The organism is Pacificitalea manganoxidans (assembly GCF_002504165.1).
Classification (GTDB): domain Bacteria; phylum Pseudomonadota; class Alphaproteobacteria; order Rhodobacterales; family Rhodobacteraceae; genus Pacificitalea; species Pacificitalea manganoxidans.
Window position 1 is genome coordinate 1100714 of record NZ_CP021404.1, and the last position, 19453, is coordinate 1120166.

The 19453-nt window shown below is 68.2% G+C and carries 16 protein-coding genes; 6 read left to right on the top strand and 10 right to left on the bottom strand.

The annotated features are described in order from the left end of the window. Positions 1–95 precede the first annotated feature (95 nt). Entirely contained in the window at positions 96–746 is a 651-nt protein-coding gene (locus CBW24_RS05065; RefSeq protein ID WP_088662188.1) for a GntR family transcriptional regulator, read from the top strand. A gap of 950 nt (positions 747–1696) precedes the next feature. Here the strand turns inward: CBW24_RS05065 and CBW24_RS05070 are convergent. From CBW24_RS05070 to CBW24_RS05080, 3 genes are all read right to left on the bottom strand, one after another. Continuing rightward, positions 1697–4144 (bottom strand): glycosyltransferase, encoded by a 2448-nt coding sequence (locus CBW24_RS05070; RefSeq protein WP_097372874.1) that lies wholly within the window; start codon positions 4142–4144, stop codon positions 1697–1699. Between the two features lie 95 nt (positions 4145–4239). Then, complete coding sequence (locus CBW24_RS05075) at positions 4240–4995, bottom strand: NUDIX hydrolase (protein WP_097372875.1); 756 nt, start codon at positions 4993–4995, stop codon at positions 4240–4242. Further along, positions 4964–5386 (bottom strand): DUF983 domain-containing protein, encoded by a 423-nt coding sequence (locus CBW24_RS05080; RefSeq protein WP_097374131.1) that lies wholly within the window; start codon positions 5384–5386, stop codon positions 4964–4966. The genes CBW24_RS05075 and CBW24_RS05080 overlap by 32 nt, the downstream gene beginning before the upstream one ends. 588 nt (positions 5387–5974) lie before the next feature. Between CBW24_RS05080 and CBW24_RS05085 the strand changes: the two genes are divergently transcribed. The 4 genes from CBW24_RS05085 (at position 5975) to CBW24_RS05100 (ending at position 8670) form a co-directional block, all read left to right on the top strand. Beyond that, positions 5975–6808, top strand: a complete 834-nt coding sequence (locus CBW24_RS05085) for an EF-hand domain-containing protein (protein ID WP_097372876.1) — start codon at positions 5975–5977, stop codon at positions 6806–6808. Between the two features lie 120 nt (positions 6809–6928). Next, a complete protein-coding gene (locus tag CBW24_RS05090) occupies positions 6929–7507 on the top strand; it encodes an RNA polymerase sigma factor (RefSeq protein WP_088662184.1) in 579 nt (192 codons plus the stop codon). Then, positions 7500–8039 (top strand): hypothetical protein, encoded by a 540-nt coding sequence (locus CBW24_RS05095; protein WP_097372877.1) that lies wholly within the window; start codon positions 7500–7502, stop codon positions 8037–8039. The genes CBW24_RS05090 and CBW24_RS05095 overlap by 8 nt, the downstream gene beginning before the upstream one ends. Then, positions 8032–8670 (top strand): periplasmic heavy metal sensor, encoded by a 639-nt coding sequence (locus tag CBW24_RS05100; protein WP_097372878.1) that lies wholly within the window; start codon positions 8032–8034, stop codon positions 8668–8670. The genes CBW24_RS05095 and CBW24_RS05100 overlap by 8 nt, the downstream gene beginning before the upstream one ends. A gap of 726 nt (positions 8671–9396) precedes the next feature. On the opposite strand, the gene CBW24_RS05105 is transcribed toward CBW24_RS05100, so the two are convergent. The 7 genes from CBW24_RS05105 to CBW24_RS05135 all read right to left on the bottom strand — a co-directional run bounded on the left by CBW24_RS05105 (position 9397) and on the right by CBW24_RS05135 (position 18522). Then, the gene (locus CBW24_RS05105) at positions 9397–11283 is read right to left on the bottom strand and encodes a Hint domain-containing protein (protein ID WP_097372879.1); all 1887 of its coding nucleotides are present in this window, start codon (positions 11281–11283) and stop codon (positions 9397–9399) included. A 52-nt stretch (positions 11284–11335) separates the two neighbouring features. After that, on the bottom strand, positions 11336–13171 hold the full coding sequence (locus CBW24_RS05110) for a M3 family oligoendopeptidase (RefSeq protein WP_088662180.1): 1836 nt from the start codon (positions 13169–13171) through the stop codon (positions 11336–11338). Positions 13172–14217: 1046 nt separating this feature from the next. Then, positions 14218–15993 carry a hypothetical protein gene (locus CBW24_RS05115; protein ID WP_097372880.1) on the bottom strand — a complete coding sequence of 592 codons (1776 nt, stop codon included), beginning with the start codon at positions 15991–15993 and terminating at the stop codon, positions 14218–14220. Then, the gene (locus CBW24_RS05120; RefSeq protein WP_097372881.1) at positions 15990–16412 is read right to left on the bottom strand and encodes a biopolymer transporter ExbD; all 423 of its coding nucleotides are present in this window, start codon (positions 16410–16412) and stop codon (positions 15990–15992) included. Before CBW24_RS05120 ends, CBW24_RS05115 begins: the two co-directional genes overlap by 4 nt. Continuing rightward, entirely contained in the window at positions 16409–16912 is a 504-nt protein-coding gene (locus tag CBW24_RS05125; RefSeq protein WP_198405232.1) for an ExbD/TolR family protein, read from the bottom strand. The genes CBW24_RS05120 and CBW24_RS05125 overlap by 4 nt, the downstream gene beginning before the upstream one ends. 117 nt (positions 16913–17029) lie before the next feature. Then, entirely contained in the window at positions 17030–17731 is a 702-nt protein-coding gene (locus CBW24_RS05130; RefSeq protein ID WP_097372883.1) for a MotA/TolQ/ExbB proton channel family protein, read from the bottom strand. A gap of 332 nt (positions 17732–18063) precedes the next feature. After that, positions 18064–18522, bottom strand: a complete 459-nt coding sequence (locus tag CBW24_RS05135; RefSeq protein WP_232530143.1) for a hypothetical protein — start codon at positions 18520–18522, stop codon at positions 18064–18066. A 222-nt stretch (positions 18523–18744) separates the two neighbouring features. Between CBW24_RS05135 and CBW24_RS05140 the strand changes: the two genes are divergently transcribed. Continuing rightward, entirely contained in the window at positions 18745–19317 is a 573-nt protein-coding gene (locus tag CBW24_RS05140; protein ID WP_232530145.1) for a DUF1036 domain-containing protein, read from the top strand. The last annotated feature ends 136 nt before the right edge of the window (positions 19318–19453 follow it).

The following is a 19453-nucleotide window of genomic DNA, read 5'->3' on the forward strand; positions in this document are numbered from 1 at the left end:
CCGTTGCGGCTTGATCTGCCTGCCCGCCCGCCTGTAGCCTGCGCGTCCTGACCCGCGCGCGTGCAGCCGGGGCATCGCAGCAAAGGGTAAAGTCCATGGCAGGCGCCAAATTCGTCCAGAAGGACGCCTACGGGATGATCCTCGATGCAATCGACACCGGGCTATACAAACCCGGTGACAGGCTGGTGGAATCCGAACTGGCCGAGCGGTTTGGCGTCTCCCGCACCCCGGTGCGCGAGGCCTTGCAGCGGCTCGAGACGCAATCCCTGCTGGAACGGGACGGGCGCTCGCTGATCGTGGCGTCGCTCGATCATAATCAATTGGCCGAACTATATGTCGTGCGCTGCGAATTGGAGGGGCTGGCCGCGCGGCTGGCCGCTCGTCACGCCACCGCCGAGGAAGTGCGCGTGCTGGGCGATATGATCGTCGAGGATCGCGCGTTGATGCCCGACCCGAATGCCCTGGCCCGCGCCAACCGCCGCTTTCACCGCCAGATCCATCTGGCCTCGCATAACCGGTTTCTGGTGCAGCAACTGGACCTTGTCTACCGTTCGATGGCGTTGATGGCGACGACCTCTCTCGCGGTCGAAGGACGCAGCGAGACCGCGCTCAGCGAACATCAGCAAATCGTCGATGCCATCGGCGCCCGGGACGAAGACGCCGCTGATGCTAGCCTGCGCAGCCATATCTCGAACGCTTTCGTGCAGCGGCTGAAGCAAGACGCGCAGAAGCCGGTGGCCCCCTGACCAAAGATCTCTGACGCCACCCGCTAGCCCGCGTGGTGGTGCGACGTTTGGGAGGTGGCAGGTGCGTGACGGGAGCCAGCCGCTGAGCGGGGATGGACCGATCATGTGGCGACCAACCGCTGAGCGGGATTTGGGGGGCAAGGATCGACCCGTTCGGCGATCAGGGCTGGATGGCATCATGAGCTGATCTAACCGCTGGCCGGGATGTGTCAGGGCCGTGCGGCGACCCAGTCTCTGGGTAGAGGTAGACGGGGTGCGGCATGGCCAACGCTGATTCCTGTAGAGCAGCAAAATTGAAGAGCTAATCGTTGATCGGGGTTCGATGGGTTGTCCGGTGATCCAATCGCTGGCCGGAAGGTGTCCGGCCGATGTGACGACCAATTGCTAAGCGGAGGTAGGTGACCCGCGTCACGTTCCAACCGCAGATCCGTATCGGGCGGGCGAAATGAAACGCTAATCGTTGATCCGAATTCGATGGCCTGTGCGGTGATCCAATCGCTGGCCGGAAGGTGTCCGGCCGATGTGACGACCCAGTCGCTGAGCAGATGTAGAAGAACCGCGTCACGTTCTAACCGCTGACTGGCGGTGGACGGGTCCAAACCGCTGACTGAAACTGGCCGGGCGATATCATGGCCAAACCAATGACTGGCGATACATAGGACGGGTGACGCCACAACGGCTGAGCGGAGGTAGACGGGGCGGGTCATGGCCCAACGGCTGAATGGAGCGAGAACAGACTGCGTTGGTGTGGGGATTGCGTCGCGCTGGTGCGGCGCCGCTTTGGGTCGTGGCAGGCGAAACGGTGCCCGTCACCACAGCGCCACCCGTCAGGCCGGCCGCTTCGAACCCGTGATTAGGTCAGCTATGGGGCAGACCACGCGGCGCAGACGCCATCGGCAGGCGGCCCGCCCTCCGGGCACGACACGTCGCATTTGCAGGTGCCGGTCGGGTTATCGGGGGGAATGGGGAAACAACACCTCCTCCATGACAATGGCGCGTAGGGGGATTGTCTCTGTGGCCGCGCGGGCCATGCGCTCGGATGCGGTGGGCGGGTGGGATAGGACCGCCTGTATCCGGGCCTTGCGGCGTTGATCCTTTGCCCGGGGGGCGCCGCAGGGGGGCACGGCGCCCTGGGGAGACGCGGCTGTGCGATCTCCGCTCCTGCCCGGACGGTCCGGCGCCATATCGGCGCTCATATCGTCGGTCGGGTGCTCGGGTCCGTCATGTCGCGTCTCAGGCCCCGATGGGCCGTCGCCGCTGGCGCTGGTGTGCGGGTGTCCCGGCCCTGCGCCCTGCGCGGTGTGAGGCGCGTCGGCGCCCGTCGCGTCATTTCCGCCGACCGTTGGTAATCTGTCCGCTTGCGGGCGGCGGGTGGCGAGGCCATGGGCGGTCTTGTCCCAGAAAAACGGACGCCAGATCAATTCTGCCAGCGCCTTCCACGCGGCGAGCGTCGCGAGCGGGTAGTAGAGCGTCAGGGCCGGAACCCACGCTCGCAGGTGGCGGCGTTGGGGGCGCGACACGGCGATCATCCCACAGACCATGTTGACCAAACCGCACAGCGCCAATCCGGTCGCGACCATCCCCGCCGCGAGGGGATGCGCCACGACGGTTGCGCGCAGCGGATGCGGCAGGCCCAGCGGGATTGCCCACGCGGACCATAGAACCGGCGCGGCCAGCGTCTGCACCACCGCGCCTGCGAACATCAGTTGCACACCGAAAAACGCGCGCGGACCGATGGCGCGCCATAGCTGCACGGGCGCCCGCATATGCACGGCCCAGGTCATCGCGTAGCCTTTGATCCAGCGGCTGCGCTGGCGAATCCACGGCCATGCGCTGCGCGTCGCCTCTTCCTGCGTGACGGTGCCAATCATCTCGGTGCGGTAGCCCGCACGACGCAGGCGCAGGCCCAGATCCGCATCCTCGGTCACGTTATGCGCGTCCCATCCCCCCACGGCCTCCAGAGCGGCGCGGCGAAAGAACACGGTCGTCCCCCCCAGCGGGACGGCCAGCCCCAGACGCGCGATGCCGGGCAGGACCAGCCGGAACCAGATCCCGTAATCGATGGCGAAACAGCGCGACAGCCAGCTGCTGCGCGAATTGTAGATGTCGAGCACACCCTGCAGGCAGCCGACCTGCGGCGGACGCGCGGCAAAACCCTGCACCGCTTTCATAACCTGATCGGGCTCGGGCGCGTCTTCGGCGTCCCAAATGCCGATGATGCTGCCGCGGCAGTGGTCGAGCGCGAAATTCATCGCGCGCGGTTTGGTGCGCAGGGCGCCGGGCGGCACCACGATCACCCGGGCATTGCGGGGCAGCCGGGTGCCGGCAAGCGTGGCGCGCGTCAGATCATCGCCCGTCTCGACGATCAAACAGATTTCAAGGAGTTCAGGCGGATAGCGCTGTGCCCGCAGCCGGTGCAGCAGCCGCCCGGCGATGACATGTTCGTGGTAGAGCGGCACCAGCATGGACACCGCGGGCAGCATCGGCCCCGGCATGATGCCCAGCGGAATGGCCCCTTCGGCGCCCGTCTCCGCGATGTCTGCCTGCCGCGGCGGGCGGGGATGCAGGGTCCGGGTGAGCGCGGGCGGGGTGGCCGCGCCGGGTGCGGTTTGCCGGGTCGGCGCGCGCGCCGGGCGTCGTGCGGCACAGGTGGCGGCGATTTTCAGCAGTTGCGACAGCCCCGCCAGCACCAGCGCCAGTGTGAACACCGCGACAAAGACGGCCCCTGGGGCCGCGATGGTCAGCGCGCCAAGCGCAGCCATACCCATGCCCAGCGTCACGCGCCAGCGCCATGCTCCCATCGGGCGGCAGCTCAGCGTCTCGGGACAGCGGGTTTCGGCGGCGGCCACCAGCCGCGCAGCGGCGGTGGTATGCAGCGCACGGGTGATCGCGTCCTCGGTGGCGACGGTCATGGAGACGGGGCCCAGGGCTGGCTCCAGCCAGCGGCGCGCGGCGTCGAACCTGTCGGGATGGGCGGTGGCAATCAGCGTCACGCCGCCCAGCCGCCGCCACGGTACCAGCCCCGCGCGCAGGCAGCGCGTCGGGTCCAGCCGGTCGAGAAGCGCGGGATCGGGGGGGCGTTGATCCAACGCGGCCACGCGCACCTGCCATTGGCGTGCCAGGTGCCGGGTCAGATCCTCCGCCGTGATCAGCCCGTGCGCCATCAGGATCTGTCCCAACGGGGCCTCCCGGCAGGGTCGCAGGCGCAGCGCGGCGCGCAGGTCGCGGTCGGAAATGACGCCCGCCCCCCGCAGCAATTCGCCCAAGGGGACGCGGCCGGCGACCGGGTGCAGCTGCGCCTGTGCCCCCACAAGACGCAGCATGCCGTGCGCGGTCGGGTGCCGGGCATCGACCCGGACCTCAACGGGGTGTAGCTGACCCGGATCGAGTGCCTGCATGGCGCATCCCTGACCTGCACAAGTGACGCCGGTCACCGAACCGGCCCCGACTTTGTGCCCCGATCAGGGTTAAAGGCGCGTTAATGCAGCCGAGATCACCGCAGCCGTCTGATATTGCTCACGATGTCGTCGTTGCGGACAAAAGGCACGTCGTCTGGCACGCCCGGTTCGGGGTGGCTCAGCAGATGCGACAACTCGGCCAGAACCACCGTTGTGATGAACGGCAGGTCAAAGCTCCGAGCGCGGCGCAGTGGCACCCATTGCAACGCGCCCAGTTCCGGCTGCGCGCGCGAAAAATCATCCACATCCCCCGCCACCGCCGCCGCGCGGGCCGCAAAGAAGCGCGCGTCGAACCTGCGGCTGCGGGCGGGCGGCGTGACGGCGCGAAACACAAACCGGCAGGCGCTGGCATCAGGGCGCAACCCGGCCTGCGCAAAGGCGTCCCAGCCGGGGGGGATGGCTGCCAGATCTGCCGTGCTCCACGGCTCGGGGCGTGCCAGCATCAGCCCGGTTTCTTCCCATAATTCACGGATCGCGGCGGCGACCAGCGCCTCGGGCAGGGGGGCGTCCGGCCCGTCACGCTCGCAGGCGCCGTCGATGCAAAGCCGCGAGCGGCAGGCGGGGGACAGCGCCCCCGCAAGCCGCATATGCGCGTCGCCGGGATCGAGCGCGCCGCCGGGAAACACGAATTTCGACGGCATGAACGCCGCCTTTCGCGCGCGCTGGCCCATCAGAACTTCCGGGCCGTCGGCACCGTGCCGATGCAGGATCAGCGTCGCGGCATGGCGCAGCACGGGGTCAGGCGCGCCGGACCCCACCTTAGCCTGCGGCCTGCGGCGCGGCGAAGCCATGCATGCGCTTGGCCCATTGCAGGCCGACCATCGCCCCTTTCAGTCGCGGCAGCAGATACAGCGACAACGCCACGCAGCCGATCGAAAACGACGTGGCAAGGATCAGCGGATCGGGTCGCAGATGGGTAAAGGCCAGATGCAGCATCGGTGCCATGATATGCCCCACCAGCAAGATCGTCAGATAGGCAGGGCCGTCATCGGCGCGGTGGTGGTGCAATTCCTGCGCGCAAACGGGGCAGGTGTCGCGCACCTTCAGATAGCCTTTCAGCATCGGACCAGAGCCGCAATTCGGGCAGCGCCCGCGCCAGCCATGCAGCAGCGCAGGTTTTAGCGGGCGCTCCGCCGAGCGGGCACCGTTCTGCGCCGCGTCACGGGGGGCGGGCGCGTCCATGACGGTCTCCGCGCCATCGGTCCCGGCATGCGCGGTGGCATGGGCGCGGGACCGTGCAAGCTCTCCGGGGAGGGCAGAGATCTGCTCGGAATGCGGCGTCTGGGTCTGCATGCAGGTCCTCATCTCGCTAGAATAGGCCAAGTGTCGCTGCGGGCGGTGCGGCAGGCAAGTCTGCGCCCCCTGACCCGGCAGGTCTCATATATCGGCGCCAAGCGCACCTGTTTCGAGTAGACGAAATGTCCGTGCGGCGGGATGTCGCTGTATGCGCTCCGGCGGGCCTCTCGCGTCACGGGCACGCGCGTCCTGAACGGCGCTCCCTGTAGCGCGTCGCGCATCCGCGGGAGGGGAGCGGCGCGTGCCTCGCGCACCCGCCTCACATCCCGCTCACAGGCTCGTGTCGTGAAAAAATTGCGGTTTGGCGACGGAAGGCGCGGCGGGCTGCGTTTACCTCTCACAACACGGACGGCAGCCGCCACCGCGACGCTTCCGGTCAGTCTCCCCAAGACGCTGGCCGACCCTGAGGCACCTCGTCGCGATCTGGCCCGCCACCTCTAACCCCCGTGTTCAGAGCAACTGAGGAGAGACCACATGAAACGGATTGCCCTTCTGAGCGTCCTGATGGCTACAGGCATGGCCACCGCGCCCTTCGCGCAGACCGACACCGCCACGACGACCCGTGGCGCCCATGCCGGAATGATGCCCGCATTCGCGGACCTCGACACCGATGGCAATGGCGAAATCTCGACCGCCGAAGTCACCGCATGGCAGACCGCCCGCTTTGCCGAGGCCGATACCGATGGCAGCGGCGACATCACCGCCGAGGAAATCGCGGCCCATATGCAGCAGCAGCAGGCCGAGCGCCACGCCCAGCGTATGCTGAGCCAGCTCGACACCGATGACAGCGGCACCATCAGCGCCGAAGAAATGGCCGCAAGCCCGATGGCCAAAGGCGCGACCCGCATGTTCGAGCGTTTCGACGCCGACGATGACGGCGTTGTCAGCGAGGAGGAGTTCACCTCCGCGCAGGACCGGATGCAGCAGCGCATGGAAAAGCGCGGCGACCATAAAGGCGGCGACCGCAAAGGTGGCATGATGGGTCACAAAGGCGACCGCGGCCACGGCGATGACCGTCGCGGCGGCGACCACGGCGAGCGTGGCGAGCGCGGCGGCGAACGCGGTGGTGAGCGCGGCGGCGCCCGCGACAATGGCCGTGATGGCGCCCGCGGGCCCATGCAGCGCGGCCCGGCACCGAGCTTTGCCGATTTCGACACGGACGGCGACGGCGCGATTTCGGAAGCCGAGTTCGACGCAGCCCGTCAGGCGATGCGCCCCAACCGCCCCGCCAACGCACCGGGTAGCGCCCCGGCCAACGCCCCGGCGGATGCACCGGCCACCGCACCGGCAGCCCCGCAGGGCAACTGATGCGGATGGCGGGGCGGAGACCCATGATCCGCCCCGCCGCCACCGGCACTCCCTTGCTCGTGCATGTCCGCCATGGTTGCGCGGGCGAGGGGGAGCCACTAGGCACATGGAACGAGGACCATGCCCCTGGACGCGATGATCGACATACCGGACGACACCCTTCTGGTGCTCTACGCCAATGGCGACAGAAGCGCTGCACGTTCCCTGACGCTGCGCCTGACACCGGCTGTGGTCGCACAGGCCCGTCGGATGCTGCGCGATCAGGCCGAGGCCGAGGACGTCGCGCAGGAGGCTATGCTGCGGCTTTGGCGGATCGCGCCCGATTGGCGCCCCGGCGAGGCCAAGGTCACGACCTGGCTCTATCGGGTGACGGCGAACCTGTGCACCGACCGGCTGCGCAAACGGCGCGGCGTCGGTCTCGACCAGATCGCGGAGCCCGAAGACGACACGCCGAGGGCCGAAGAACGGATGCAGATCGCCGCCCGTGCCGAAGCGCTCGAGCAGGCTTTGAACGCCCTCCCGGAACGCCAGCGCGAAGCCGTCGCGCTGCGCCACATCGAAGGATGGTCGAACCCGGAAATTGCAACGGCTATGGATATTACCGTCGAGGCGGTGGAGAGCCTGACCGCGCGGGGCAAGCGCGCGCTCGCGGCGCTCCTGCTGGCCCGGCGCGAAGAATTGGGGTTGAGTGATGACTGACCGTTATGATGAACCTGCCCTCAGCCCCGCGGCGGAGGCCGAACTGGACGCCATGTTTGCCGCAGCCCGGCAAAACCGTGCGGATCTGGACCCGGCGACGCCCGACCTGCTGGCGCGTATTTTAAGCGATGCGGAGGCCGAGCAGGACGCGCGCGCCGCTGTGCGGCTCAGCGACAGCGGCGTTGCGCCAGCGTCCGCACGTGCCGACACACCTCCCACGGCGGCATCGAAAGCACCGGGCCGCTGGAGCCTTGCGGCGCTTTTGCGCGGGATCGGGGGCTGGCCCGCCGCTGCCGGTCTTGCCGCTGCGACGATGGCCGGGGTCTGGATTGGCGTCGATCAACCTGCCGGTCTCGATAGCGTGACAGGCGCGTTCATCGGCAGCACGACCTCCGGCGGCGTCACCACCACCACCGGCGCCCTGACCGCGGCAAGCACCGGAAGCGATGAGGTCTTGAGCGACGCCTTGCTGGGTGAATACGGTTTCACTGCGGATTGGTCCGCTTACGAAGGAATTCTTGCCGATGGCTGAGCCAAGCACGCCTCCCCCCGCGCCCGAAGCCGGTCGCCGCGCCCCGCGCTGGATGCAGGTTCTGCTGGTGGTGTCGCTGGCGGTGAACCTTGCTGTGCTGGGGGTTGTCGGTGGCACCATGTTCAGCCACCACAGCCGTGGGCCGGATGGTGGCCGCGAGATGGCGCATATGGGCGGGCCGGGCGACGCCGCCCGCGGCGATGGTGGTGAACGCCGGGCCGGGCGCGATCCTGCGCGAGTGGCCGATGTGGCGCGCGCGGATCGGATGCTGAATATCGGGCCTTACGGCACCGCGCTGGAGGTGCCCGACCGGCTGGCTCTGGCCGAGACGTTCCGCACCCGCGCCGGCAGTTCCAAGCAGGGTTTCCGCGAAATGCGCGAAAGCTTCGAGGCCACGCTCACTCTGCTGCGCGCGGACCCGTTTGACCCCGATGCGCTGCGCGCCCGCATGCAGGAGCAAAATGACTTCATCGCCCGCCGGCAGACCCTGAGCCGTGATCTGCTGGTGACGCGGCTGTCGGAAATGACCCCCGCCGAGCGCTCCGCCTTCGCCGACCGGTTGGAAACCACGCTTCGCCGGGGCCCGGCGAACGGCGCAGTCAACGGCGCGCGCAACGACGCCCGCCCCTGACGGGACGGGCGCGACAGGGTTCCGCCATACAGGCACCGGTCTGCGCGCCGCGTGGATCTAGGCACACCCGCTCTCGAACAAGGCCACAGGCCGCGAGAGCGAGCGCCTGCCCGTCCCCCCGGGCTGGCGCTTTGCCATCTTACGCTGACCTCGGAGCGAAGAGGGGAGTGGCTCGGATAAAGCGCACTCGCTTATCCGTAGCAGCGCCACCCTACGGGCAGGCTCCTGTTGCGCTTCGCTTACCGATCCTGAGACAGCCTCTGAACTCAGCGCACCCGCTCTCGGACAAGGCCGAAGGCCGCGAGAGCGAGCGCCTGCCCGCCCCCCGGGCTGGCGCTTTGCCACCTCGCGCTTACCCCTGATCGGGGAGAGGTGGGTGTCACCATAAAACGCGGCGCTCAACCGGAGCAGCGCCATCCCACAGGCAGGCTACTGTTGTGCTCAGCCATCGAACGCCAGCCCCGCCGAACGTCGCACCCCCGCCCGCGAACAAGCGAAGCGCGCGGGCGAGCACCTGCCCGTCCCGCCGGGCTGGCGCTTGGCCACCCCTCGCTGATGTCGGAATGGGAAGAAACACGGCACTATAAAGCACACCCGCTCAGCCGCAGCAGCGCCATCCCACGGGCAGGCTCCCGTTGCGCTAAGGGCGACTGTTTCCCGCGATGCGCGGACCTTTCGCCAAACCGACTTGCCACCGGGCGGTGTCGCCCATCGCACGCAGTCCGCTCACGCCACCAAGGCGGCTTCCCATTTGGTGAGGATCGGGCGGGCGCTGGGGATGCCGCCACGGGTCGGGGCGGCGGCAAGTTCGGGGAACAACTGCACCAACTCCCGCCGGGCATCCTGCGCGAAAGCGCCGAGCGCGGGGGCGGTGGGCAGGAGGCTCTCGGTCCACAGCCCCTCTGTTTCGACCACCTCGTGATCGTCGAACATCAGGTGGACATAGGTGATGCCCTCGGGCGCATCGACGCGCTCCACGCCTTGGGCGCGCAGCAGGTGACAGGCGGGGGCCAGCGCCTCTTCGTGGCCGGAGGCGAGCAGCGTCGCCGCGCCGGTGGTCAGGATGCGGTGTTGCGGGCTGACGCGAATGTCGCGCGCGGGCAGGCCAGGGCCAAAGCTGTGCGCGCGGATCAGAACGGGGCGGAAATTCGGCGCGGCATGCAGATCCGCCGCGCTCAGCCGCCGCCGCCCGATCCATGCCAAGGGGCGCAGCCCGTGATCGCGGGTCACGATCAGATCGCCGCGCTCCAGCGTTTCGACGGCGCGCAGACCGCGCGGGGTCATTACCCGCGTGCCTGCACTGAAGCAAGGCACCAGCGTGTTTTCATGGGTCAGCAGCGCCCGGTCGCCCACGCCTTTGAACGTGACCGAAGAGCCATCGGGCAGGCGCACGACCGCATTGCCATCGACGATGGTCGTGGCTTCCCGCAGGTCGCTGGCATGCTCGAAAAAGCCGCTGAGATCCGCGATATCCAGATCGGTGTCGAAATCGGTGATGATGTCAGAGGTGTATTTGTCACCGCCGAAGCTGCCGCCTTCGACGAAATCCGCGCCGGTGCCGGTGGTGATACTGTCCGAGCCGGTGCCAGCGCTGATCCGGTCATCGCCCGCACCGCCATCGATGGTGTCATCGCCGGTCCCGCCTGAAATCGTGTCGTCGCCTGCCCCGCCGCGCAGGGTGTCGTTGCCCGACCCGCCATCGATCGTATCATTGCCGTCGCCGCCGTCGATCACGTCATGACCGGAGCCGCCGGAAATCGTGTCGTCGCCGCTGCCGCCATCAATGGTGTCGTTGCCGCGCCCGCCGGTGATGGTGTCGCGCCCGCCATCGCCGTGGATCGTATCGTCGCCGTCGCCGCCATCGATCACGTCGTCGCCTTCGACGCCCTGTGCGCTCATCCCGTTATAGCTGTCAGGCGGGGTGCCGATCATGCCGGTATCGTTGATCAGCATGGTGTTGCCGCCGGTGTCGGGGCCGTTCACGCCGATGTCGAGCACCTCTTCGCCCTGGTTCTCCCAGTGGCGCACCACGATCGTGTAGCTTTGCCCGGAGGCCAGATCCACCTCGCCATACCGGGTCGCGGCGGACTGGTGGTAGTCGTTGTTCATATAGGGCTGGTCGGTCGAGGTCAGCCGCCCTTGGGAATCGTAATTGTCCCATAGCACCGGGTTACCGGCGGAATCGTAGATCTCGATGGTGGAGCCGTCATCGGAGCGGCTGCCGAAGAAGTAGCTGCCGCCTTCGGTGACGTTCAGCGTGCTGACATAGATGGTGCCGAAATCTTCGGGGCTGCCGCTGCTGCCGGTCTCGGCGTTATAAAGCGTGCCGGGCGCGAAATCGTCGACATAGCCGGAGCCGACCATCTCGCCCTTTTCGATATCGAACGCCTGCCCATGGGCGGAACTGAAATCGTAGGTGAATTGATAATAGGCCCACTGACCGGCCTGCGCGGCGTCCCCGGTGATGGTGTCATTGCCGCTGCCGCCGGAAATGGTGTCCGAGCCGCCGCCGCCCGAGATGTGATCATCGCCGTTGCTGCTGTCGCTGGCATTGGTGCCGCGATATGTGTCGTCGCCGGTTGTGGCGGGAGTGTGGCTGTCGTTATCTGCCATGTCTGCCCCTGTCGGATCTGCGCGTGCCTATCCGACAGGGAATATCGAGAGGTTAAGACTTTTCCATGGCCTCGAGTTGGTCAATGAAAGATGAAATCATCCCCAAACCCTTGTCCCAGAAGGCAGGATCGCTGGCATCGAGCCCGAAGGGCGCCAGCAGTTCCTTGTGGTGCTTCGACCCGCCTGCCTTGAGCATGTCGAAGTATTTCTCCTGAAAATCAGGCTCGCCCTGCTCGTAGACGGCATAAAGCGCGTTCACCAACCCGTCGCCGAACGCATAGGCATAGACGTAGAACGGCGAGTGGACGAAATGAGGCACATAGGACCAGAACGTCTCATAGCCTTCCATGAAGGTGAACGCCGGCCCGAGGCTTTCGGCCTGCACGCTCATCCACAGCGCGTTGATGTCCTCGACCGTCAATTCGCCGCCGCGTCGGGCCTCGTGCAGCTTGCACTCGAAATCGTAGAACGCGATCTGCCGCACGACGGTGTTGATCATGTCCTCGACCTTACCGGCCAGCAGCACCTTACGCTCCGCATCCGAGGGGGCGTTCGCCAGCAATTTGCGGAAGGTCAGCATCTCGCCAAAGACCGACGCGGTTTCCGCCAGCGTGAGCGGCGTGGCCGACAGCAATTCGCCCTGACCGGCGGCCAGAACCTGATGCACGCCGTGGCCCAGCTCATGGGCCAGCGTCATCACATCGCGCGGTTTGCCCAGATAGTTCAGCATCACATAAGGATGCACGTCGGACACGGTCGGATGCGCGAAAGCGCCCGGTGCCTTGCCCGGCTTCACGCCCGCATCGATCCACCCCTTGGTAAAGAACGGCTCCGCGATTTCGGCCATGCGCGGCGAGAAATCGGCATAGGCGTCCATCACCGTCTTTTCGGCCTGATCCCAGCCGACGGTGCGGGTGGTTTCCATCGGCAGCGGCGCGTTGCGGTCCCAGACCTGTAGCGTGTCGAGCCCCAGCCATTTGCGCTTCAGCTCATAGTAGCGATGCGACAGTTTCGGATAGGCGTTGACCACGGCGTTGCGCAGCGCCTCGACAACCTCCGGCTCGACATGGTTGGCAAGGTGACGGCCCGTCTGCGGGCTCGGCATGCCGCGCCAGCGATCTTCGATCTCCTTCTCCTTGGTCAGCGTGTTGTGCACGCGGGCAAAGAGTTTGATGTTGTCGCCCAGCACCCGCGCGATTTCGCGGGCGGCGGCCTCGCGGGTGGCGCGGTCCTGCTCGGTGAGCAGGGTGGTGGTCGCTTCGAGGTTCAGCTCCTCGCCATTCACATGGAAAGTCAGCCCGGCGACCGTCTCATCAAACAGCCGGTTCCACGCCGCCGCACCGATGGTGGATTGATCGTGGAGGAACTTCTCCAGCTCGTCGGACAGCTGATAGGGGCGCATGGCCCGCATCCGCTCAAAGATCGGGCGGTAGCGGCTCAACTCCGCGCTTTCATCGAACAGCGCATCGAGCGTCGCATCGGGGATACGGTTCAGTTCCAGCGTAAAGAACACCAGCGGCGTGGTGTAATTGGTGATCGCCTCCTGACAATCGCCCAAGAATTTCGCGCGCTCGCCATCCATCGTGTTCTGGTAATAGCGCAGACCGGCATAGGACATGATCCGCCCGGCCACGATGTCGATCTTCTCATAGCGCAGGACGCAGTCCAGCATGCCGCGCGCATCGAGCCCGGCCAGCTGACCTTCGTAATCGCGGGCGAAATCGGTGCAGGCGGCTTCGAGCCAGTCCAGATCGCGCTTCAGCTCCGCCGCATCGGGCGCGGGGTAGAGATCGCTAAGATCCCATTCGGGCAAATCGCCGAACGCCCCGCTGCCTCCGCCGGTGGTGGCCGTGGCGTCAAACTGCGGGGTGGGCAGGGGCAGGGTCATAAAGCTCTCCGTTATTCGTTTCCCCAGATGTAGGGCCGGCAGGGGCCAAGCTGCAACCCGCGCGGCCTGTTTGACGCAAGGAGAGGTGCCGTTTGCGCCGAGATAGGCGCGACGTGGGGGGGGGGTGTGGGGATCGGGACTGCACCGCCGCCGATCGGGGCGGGGCGGCACGCATCGTGCTAAGCGCTCCCGCCCGCGAGCAAGGCAAAGCCGCGCGGGCGAGCGCCTGCCCGTCCCGTCGGGCTGGCGCTTTGCCACCCCGCGCTGACCTCAGAGCGGGGTGGTATGTGGCACCATAAAACGCGCCGTCCAACCGTAGCAGCGCCATCCCACGGGCAGGCTGCCGTTGCACTTGGATTAGCGATGCCTCGTAGCCTCTGAATTCAGCACCCTCGCCCGCGAGCAAGGCGAAGCCGCGCGGGCGAGCGCCTGCCCGCCCCCCGGGCTGGCGCTTTGCCATCTCACGCTAACCTCGGAACGGGGAGGGACTTGGCACCATAAAGCACGTCGATCACCCGCAGCAGCGCCACCCCACGGGCAGGCTGCCGTTGCACTTGGATTAGCTATGCCTCGTAGCCTCTGAATTCAGCGCCCTCGCCCGCGAGCAAGGCGAAGCCGCGCGGGCGAGCGCCTGCCCGTCCCCACGGGCTGGCGCTTTGTCATCTCGCGCAGACCTCAGAGCGGGGAGGGACTTGGCACCATAAAGCACGCCGCTCACCCGCAGCAGCGCCACCCCACGGGCAGGCTGCCGTTGCACTTGGATTAGCGATGCCTCGTAGCCTCTGAATTCAGCACCCCCGCCCGCGAACAAGGCCGAAGGCCGCGCGGGCGAGCGCCTGCCCGCCCCCCGGGCTGGCGCTTTGCCATCTCACGCTGACCTCTGAGCGGGGAGGCGAGTTGCGCCATAAAGCGCACCCGCTTAACCCCAGCACCGCCACCCCACGGGCTGGCTACCGTTGTGTCTGTGCCGCCCCCCGCCGACCGCCGGAACGGGCGCGCCTGGCGTAGTCCCGTCATGCAGACCCGCCACCGCCCCCCGTGCCCCGTCACTCCACCGAAAACGCGACCATCGCCATGTCGGGGGTCAGGCCGCGGGTGGTGAGTTCCTCGCGCAGCGTGGCGAAGAACGGCGCGGCCTCCTGTCCGCTGGCGCGGCGCACGGTGTCCAGCGGGACGGGGCTCGCGATGGCGAGCAACAGTTGCTGCGTCACGATCGGTCCGCCCTGAAACGTCATCGGGATCGCGAACTGTCCGGCCCCCCGCCTGAATTGCAAAAACCCGTCGAGCGTCTGGACCAAGCCTTCGTCATCGATGAGCACGAGGTGCAAAACCTGCCCACTGGTGTTGTGGATCCGGGCCGACAGCGTCGCGCCGCTGGCGATCACCCGCACGGGCAGATCGAAATAAAGACCAAAGGCGGGATAGCGAGCGGCATCGCGCAGAAAATCGAGCGCGGCGCATTGGGGGGGGCTGATGGGTTTGAGATAGGTGCCGGGCAGGGTCGCGGCGGAGAGACCGGTCGCGGCCTCCATCCCGGCGCGAAAGCCATCGAGCCGCGCGGCGCTTTCGCCAAAGGCATCGAGCGTCAGTGCGCCGGTTTCCTGCCCCAGCGCGGGCAGCGCGGCAAAACACGGGCCGGTGTCCTGCGTGGCGAGGTAGTCAAGGATCGCGCGGTAGCCGTCCCGCTCGGCCGGGGTGATGTCCGTCTCGGGGGCAGGCGCGTCGGTCGGCGGCGCATCGGGTGCGGGCGCGGTGCTTGGGGCCGGACCGGGCGTCGGGACAGGCTGCATAGCGGGCGTCTGCTGCGGGGCGGGGGCGAGGGCGGCGAGCCGCTTGGGGCTTGTGTCGCTGGGGGCCGGGCGCGCGGGGCTGATTTGTGCCGGGGCCGGGCGCGCGGGGATCGGGTCAGGGCGCGGCGACAGGCTGGTGACGGCCGCTTGCGGCGCGATCCGCAGCGGGGCGGCAGCGGCGGGGGATGGCGTCTGAATTGCGGGAAGCGTCGAAATCTGCGGTGCCCGAACTGCGCTCGCGCTTGAGACAGACGCGGCAGGCGCGGTGGCGCTGGGCGTGGTCGTGGGCGTGGGCGTGGGGGCAGGGGTGGCCTGCGCCGGCTGCCCGGTGACCGGCTGGCCCGAGATCCGAAGCGCCCCTTCAGCGGGCGTGGCAGGGGTGACCGCGCTGGAGAGGGTGGGCGCGCTGGCCTCCGCAGCAAAGACCGGATCAACAGCCGCCTGCGCAGACACGCGCGGGGTGGCTGTCGCTGTGCGCGCGTCGACGGGCGCGGGGGCAGCGGAGCGCTCGGCAGGGGCGGCGGAAATGGGATCAGGCGCCTCCGTCGCTGACAGTTGCGGCAGGGCGCTTGCGGTCGTGGGGAGGGCTGTGGCGGCTGGAAGGACACGCGGCGCGGAGGTGGTGGCAACGGTAACCGAAGCGGCAGCAGACGTGGCCGCGAGGGCAGGGTGGTCAGCGGGCGCTGCGGGAAGAGCGGCTTCGGCGGTGACCACCTCCGCGGGCGTCAGGGCGGCGGGACTGGCGGCGGGGCTGGCCGGGGAACTGGCGGCAGGACTGGCGGCGGGGGCCACCGCGACCGGGGCGTCGGCGGCAGGCTCGGCGCTCAGAATTGCGGGCGCGGCGCGGGGGGTGCTTGTCGCCATGCGGATCTCTTCGACACTGACGCGGGTCTCGACGGGCGGCGGCGGAGCGCTGGGCGTCAACCGAAGCGCAAGCGCCAGCCCCGCCGCATGCACCGTGAGCGCGATCACGATAGAGGCAAGCCACAGCCCCCGGTCGCGGGGCGGCACCTGTGCCAGTGCCGCCGTCACAGGGGGCCTGCCCCGTCTAGGGATGCGCGCAGGGTGACGAGGGTGATCGCCAACCCCGCAGGGCGCAGCGCCTCCACCGTCGCCAGCAGATCCTCGGCGGGCAGATCACGCGGGGCGAGCAGATGCACGGTCGGCAGAGCCTCGCGCGTTTCGGTCAGCCGGGCGAGGGCGGTGGCGCGATCCACCTCGGCCCCGTCGAGCAGCCACCCCCCGCCGGGGGTCAGCACCAGCAGCGGGCGCGGCAGACGTTCAAGCGGCAGATCCTGCGTCACGGCGGGGTCGATGGCCAGTTCATCGGTTTCGACAATGGTGCCCACGACCAGAAAGAAAAGCACCAGCAGCAGGACGATATTCACCTGCGCCAGCCCAAAGTCATGGCGCGGCGCTGCGGCGGGCGGGGCAAGCCGGGCGCGGATCATGGGCGGATCTCGGATGCGGGGGGCGCGGCCAGCCCCCCGGCCATGCCACGCCCCGGACGCGGGATCAGGCGTACGCGCGGCACCTGCGCCAGACGGGCTTCCTCCAGCACGGTGGCCAGATCCTGTGTGCGGGCGTCGGGCGCGGCAAAGATCATGATCTCCTCGATCCCGTCGCTGACATGCCGGGCCAGCAGATCGGGCAGGGTCGCGATGGGATGGGACGTGGCGCCTTCGCGGATGCGGCCCGCGGCGACGTGCCAGATCAGACCCCGCGCGGGGGCGGGCGTGGCCGAGGGCGCCTCATCGCGCGCAGGCGGGGCGCCCGGCGCGTCAGAGGCCGCGGCTGCGCTGAGCGGGACCAGCGCATAGGGCGCCAGCGTCGTCGACAGCATGAAGAAGATCAGCAATTGGAACATCACATCGGCCAAGGGCGTCAGCGCAAAGACCATCCGCCGGGGCGGGCGGGGATCTGGAATGGCGACGGGATGGGTGTCGGTCATGGGTGCGGCGGGCCGCATGTCCAATGGGTCCGGCCGCGGCGGGGCAGGATGGGCGACCGGGCTATCGTGGCCGGGGTCCACCGTGGGGCCGGGAGGGGATGCACCGGACTGCATGGGTCAGGCCCGCGCGGGATGGGACTGCGCGGGATGGGCCATGGGCGGGACAGGCGCGTGGAGCCCGTCCGCGTGGGGGCCGCCATGCAGCACTGCGGAAATCAGGCTTTCATAGGTTTCCCGCTCGGCAGTGATCCGGCCTTCCAGCCAGATCGCCACGAAATAGAAGAAAATCGCGATTGCCAGCCCGACGGCGGTGGTGATGAGCGCGGTCCAGATCCCTCCCGCCAGAACCGAGGGGTCCACGGCGCCCGCGGCGCGCGACAGGCGGCCAAAGGCCTCGATCATGCCGACGACGGTGCCCAACAGGCCCAGCATCGGCGCCGCCTGCACCACGGCCTCCAGCGCGCGCATGCTCCCGGTCAGGGTCGATAGCTCGTCCAGCGCGGCTTGGGTCGCGCGCTCGCGCACGGCGCCACGGTCATGGGGATGCGCCTGTCGGGCCGCCAAGGTCGCATGCAGCACCCGCACCGCTGCGCAATCGCGCCGCGCGGCCAGCGCCAGCGCCGCATTCGCGTCTCCGGCCTGCCAGCGGTCCAGCACGGCGCGGGCGGAGCGCCGCCGCCCCACGCCCAGCCGGGCGAATTGCGCGACCTTATAAAGGCTGACGGTCAGCGCCAGCACCGAAACGGCGGCCAGAACGCCAAGGATGATCCATGCGTAACTGTCGAGCCCTTGCGGCAGGACGGAGGATAGGGCGGACATGGCAGGCTCCGGGCTGGGGCGCGGATCGCGGCGTCACGGGCGGGCCTTGGCGGAGGCCCTTGGCTGCGGACGCGCCGGGGGACACGGGGGGATGAGGCGCGGCAGGCGCGCAGGAGAAAGCGGTGTTGAAAAGCGGCGTGGTCAAATTCGGTGGGCAGTCAGGCCGCGAAATTGCGGCACGGGCGGGGTGGGTTTCGTGGGGCGTCGGGTAGGCTGGGTCAGGCGGGCGGGTTAGGCGGGTGCGATCACATGGGCGCGGTCAGGTGGCCGGGGCAGGCGGCGGGGTCTGTCGCCGACACCCCCCAAAGCCGCCCACCCCGTGCAGGCCCGGCTCAGATCCCGAACTGGATTTCAGCCCGGCTTGAGGTCACAAGCCCGTCGAGGCAATCGGCCTCCGCGCCGCCTTCTGCCGTGCATTCCGAGACGGAATTGACCAGCAGGCGGGAAATTTCCTCGCAGCCCATATCGGCCAGATCGAATTGCACGACCTTGGTTTTGCCGTCCTGCAACTCCCCGAATTCGAGGATCAGCAGCCGCGATACGACGCCTTCCTGATCGAAGACCGCAACCTCGTAGGAGGTGGTCTCCAGATCGGTGCCGGTGTTGTTGTTGGCGACATAAGTCAGACGGCAGCCTTCGCCCGCGGCGCGGGCATTGTTCAGCTCCAGTCCGAAATTGGTGGTGTCCTGCGCCATGACCGGCGCGGCGGCGAGCGGCAGGCCAAGCACCCCCGCGCAGAGGGCGGACAGGCGCGTGGCGCGCGGGCGGCGGTTTGGGTGCGGATGCGGCATGTTGAAATCTCGTCCCTGTTGAGCCCGAAGAGTTGACTATAGGGAAAGTGCTAACATGACGCCGCGCTTCGTCAAAGGATAGATGCGGCAGACGCGCAGCGCGGCCCGGCCCCGCCATACCCGGCGCGCAGGCGGGAACGCGAGGTTTGACATTGCGCGCGGAGCGGTTGTTCTAGGGGGGCGGGCCCAGCGCGGGGCGCCGCGCCGGAAGCGGGACAGGACGTGGCGGAACGGAAGGTGGCGGAACGGGACGTGACGGGACGGGACGGGGCAAGGCGACGCCGGGGGCCGCAGCACAGGGCATGGCACATGGGGCCGGGGCGCGGCAGGCACCGACACCGGCGCTGGCAGCAGACCGGGCGGTTCGGCGCGCGCTGGGCGGCGGCGGTGCTGGCACTGGTCGCCGGGGCCGGGGCAGCGCGGGCGGAGTTCACAATCTGCAACCAGTCCTTTGACGTGGTCAACGTCGCCATCGGCGAGGCGGGCGGCGGGCTGGCCTATGGCGGGGGGGAGGAATTCGTTACCCGCGGCTGGTGGACGATCGGCACCAACCAATGCGCCAATGTCATCCGCGAAGAATTGGTGAACCGCTATATCTACGTCTATGCGGCGGATGTGTTCGGCCAGCCGATCCTTGATGGGTCCGTGCCCATGTGCATCGGCCCACGGGCCTTCGAGGTGCGCGGCATCGAGGAATGTTGGCAACGTGGCCATGCCGAGGCGCTGTTTTTCGAGGTGGATACCCGCGCCGTCGCCCGCTGGACGCTGTTTTTGACCCAACGCGGGCTGGACTAGCGATTTTTCAGGCGATTTCCTGCCATGCGCGTTCACAATTGACCTTAGGGCTCGGTTTTACGCCCTGCGGATGTAGACCGATGCGGCCCCAAGGGGGTATGATCGGGGCATTGAGAGTAGCCTTTTGTTCGTTCCT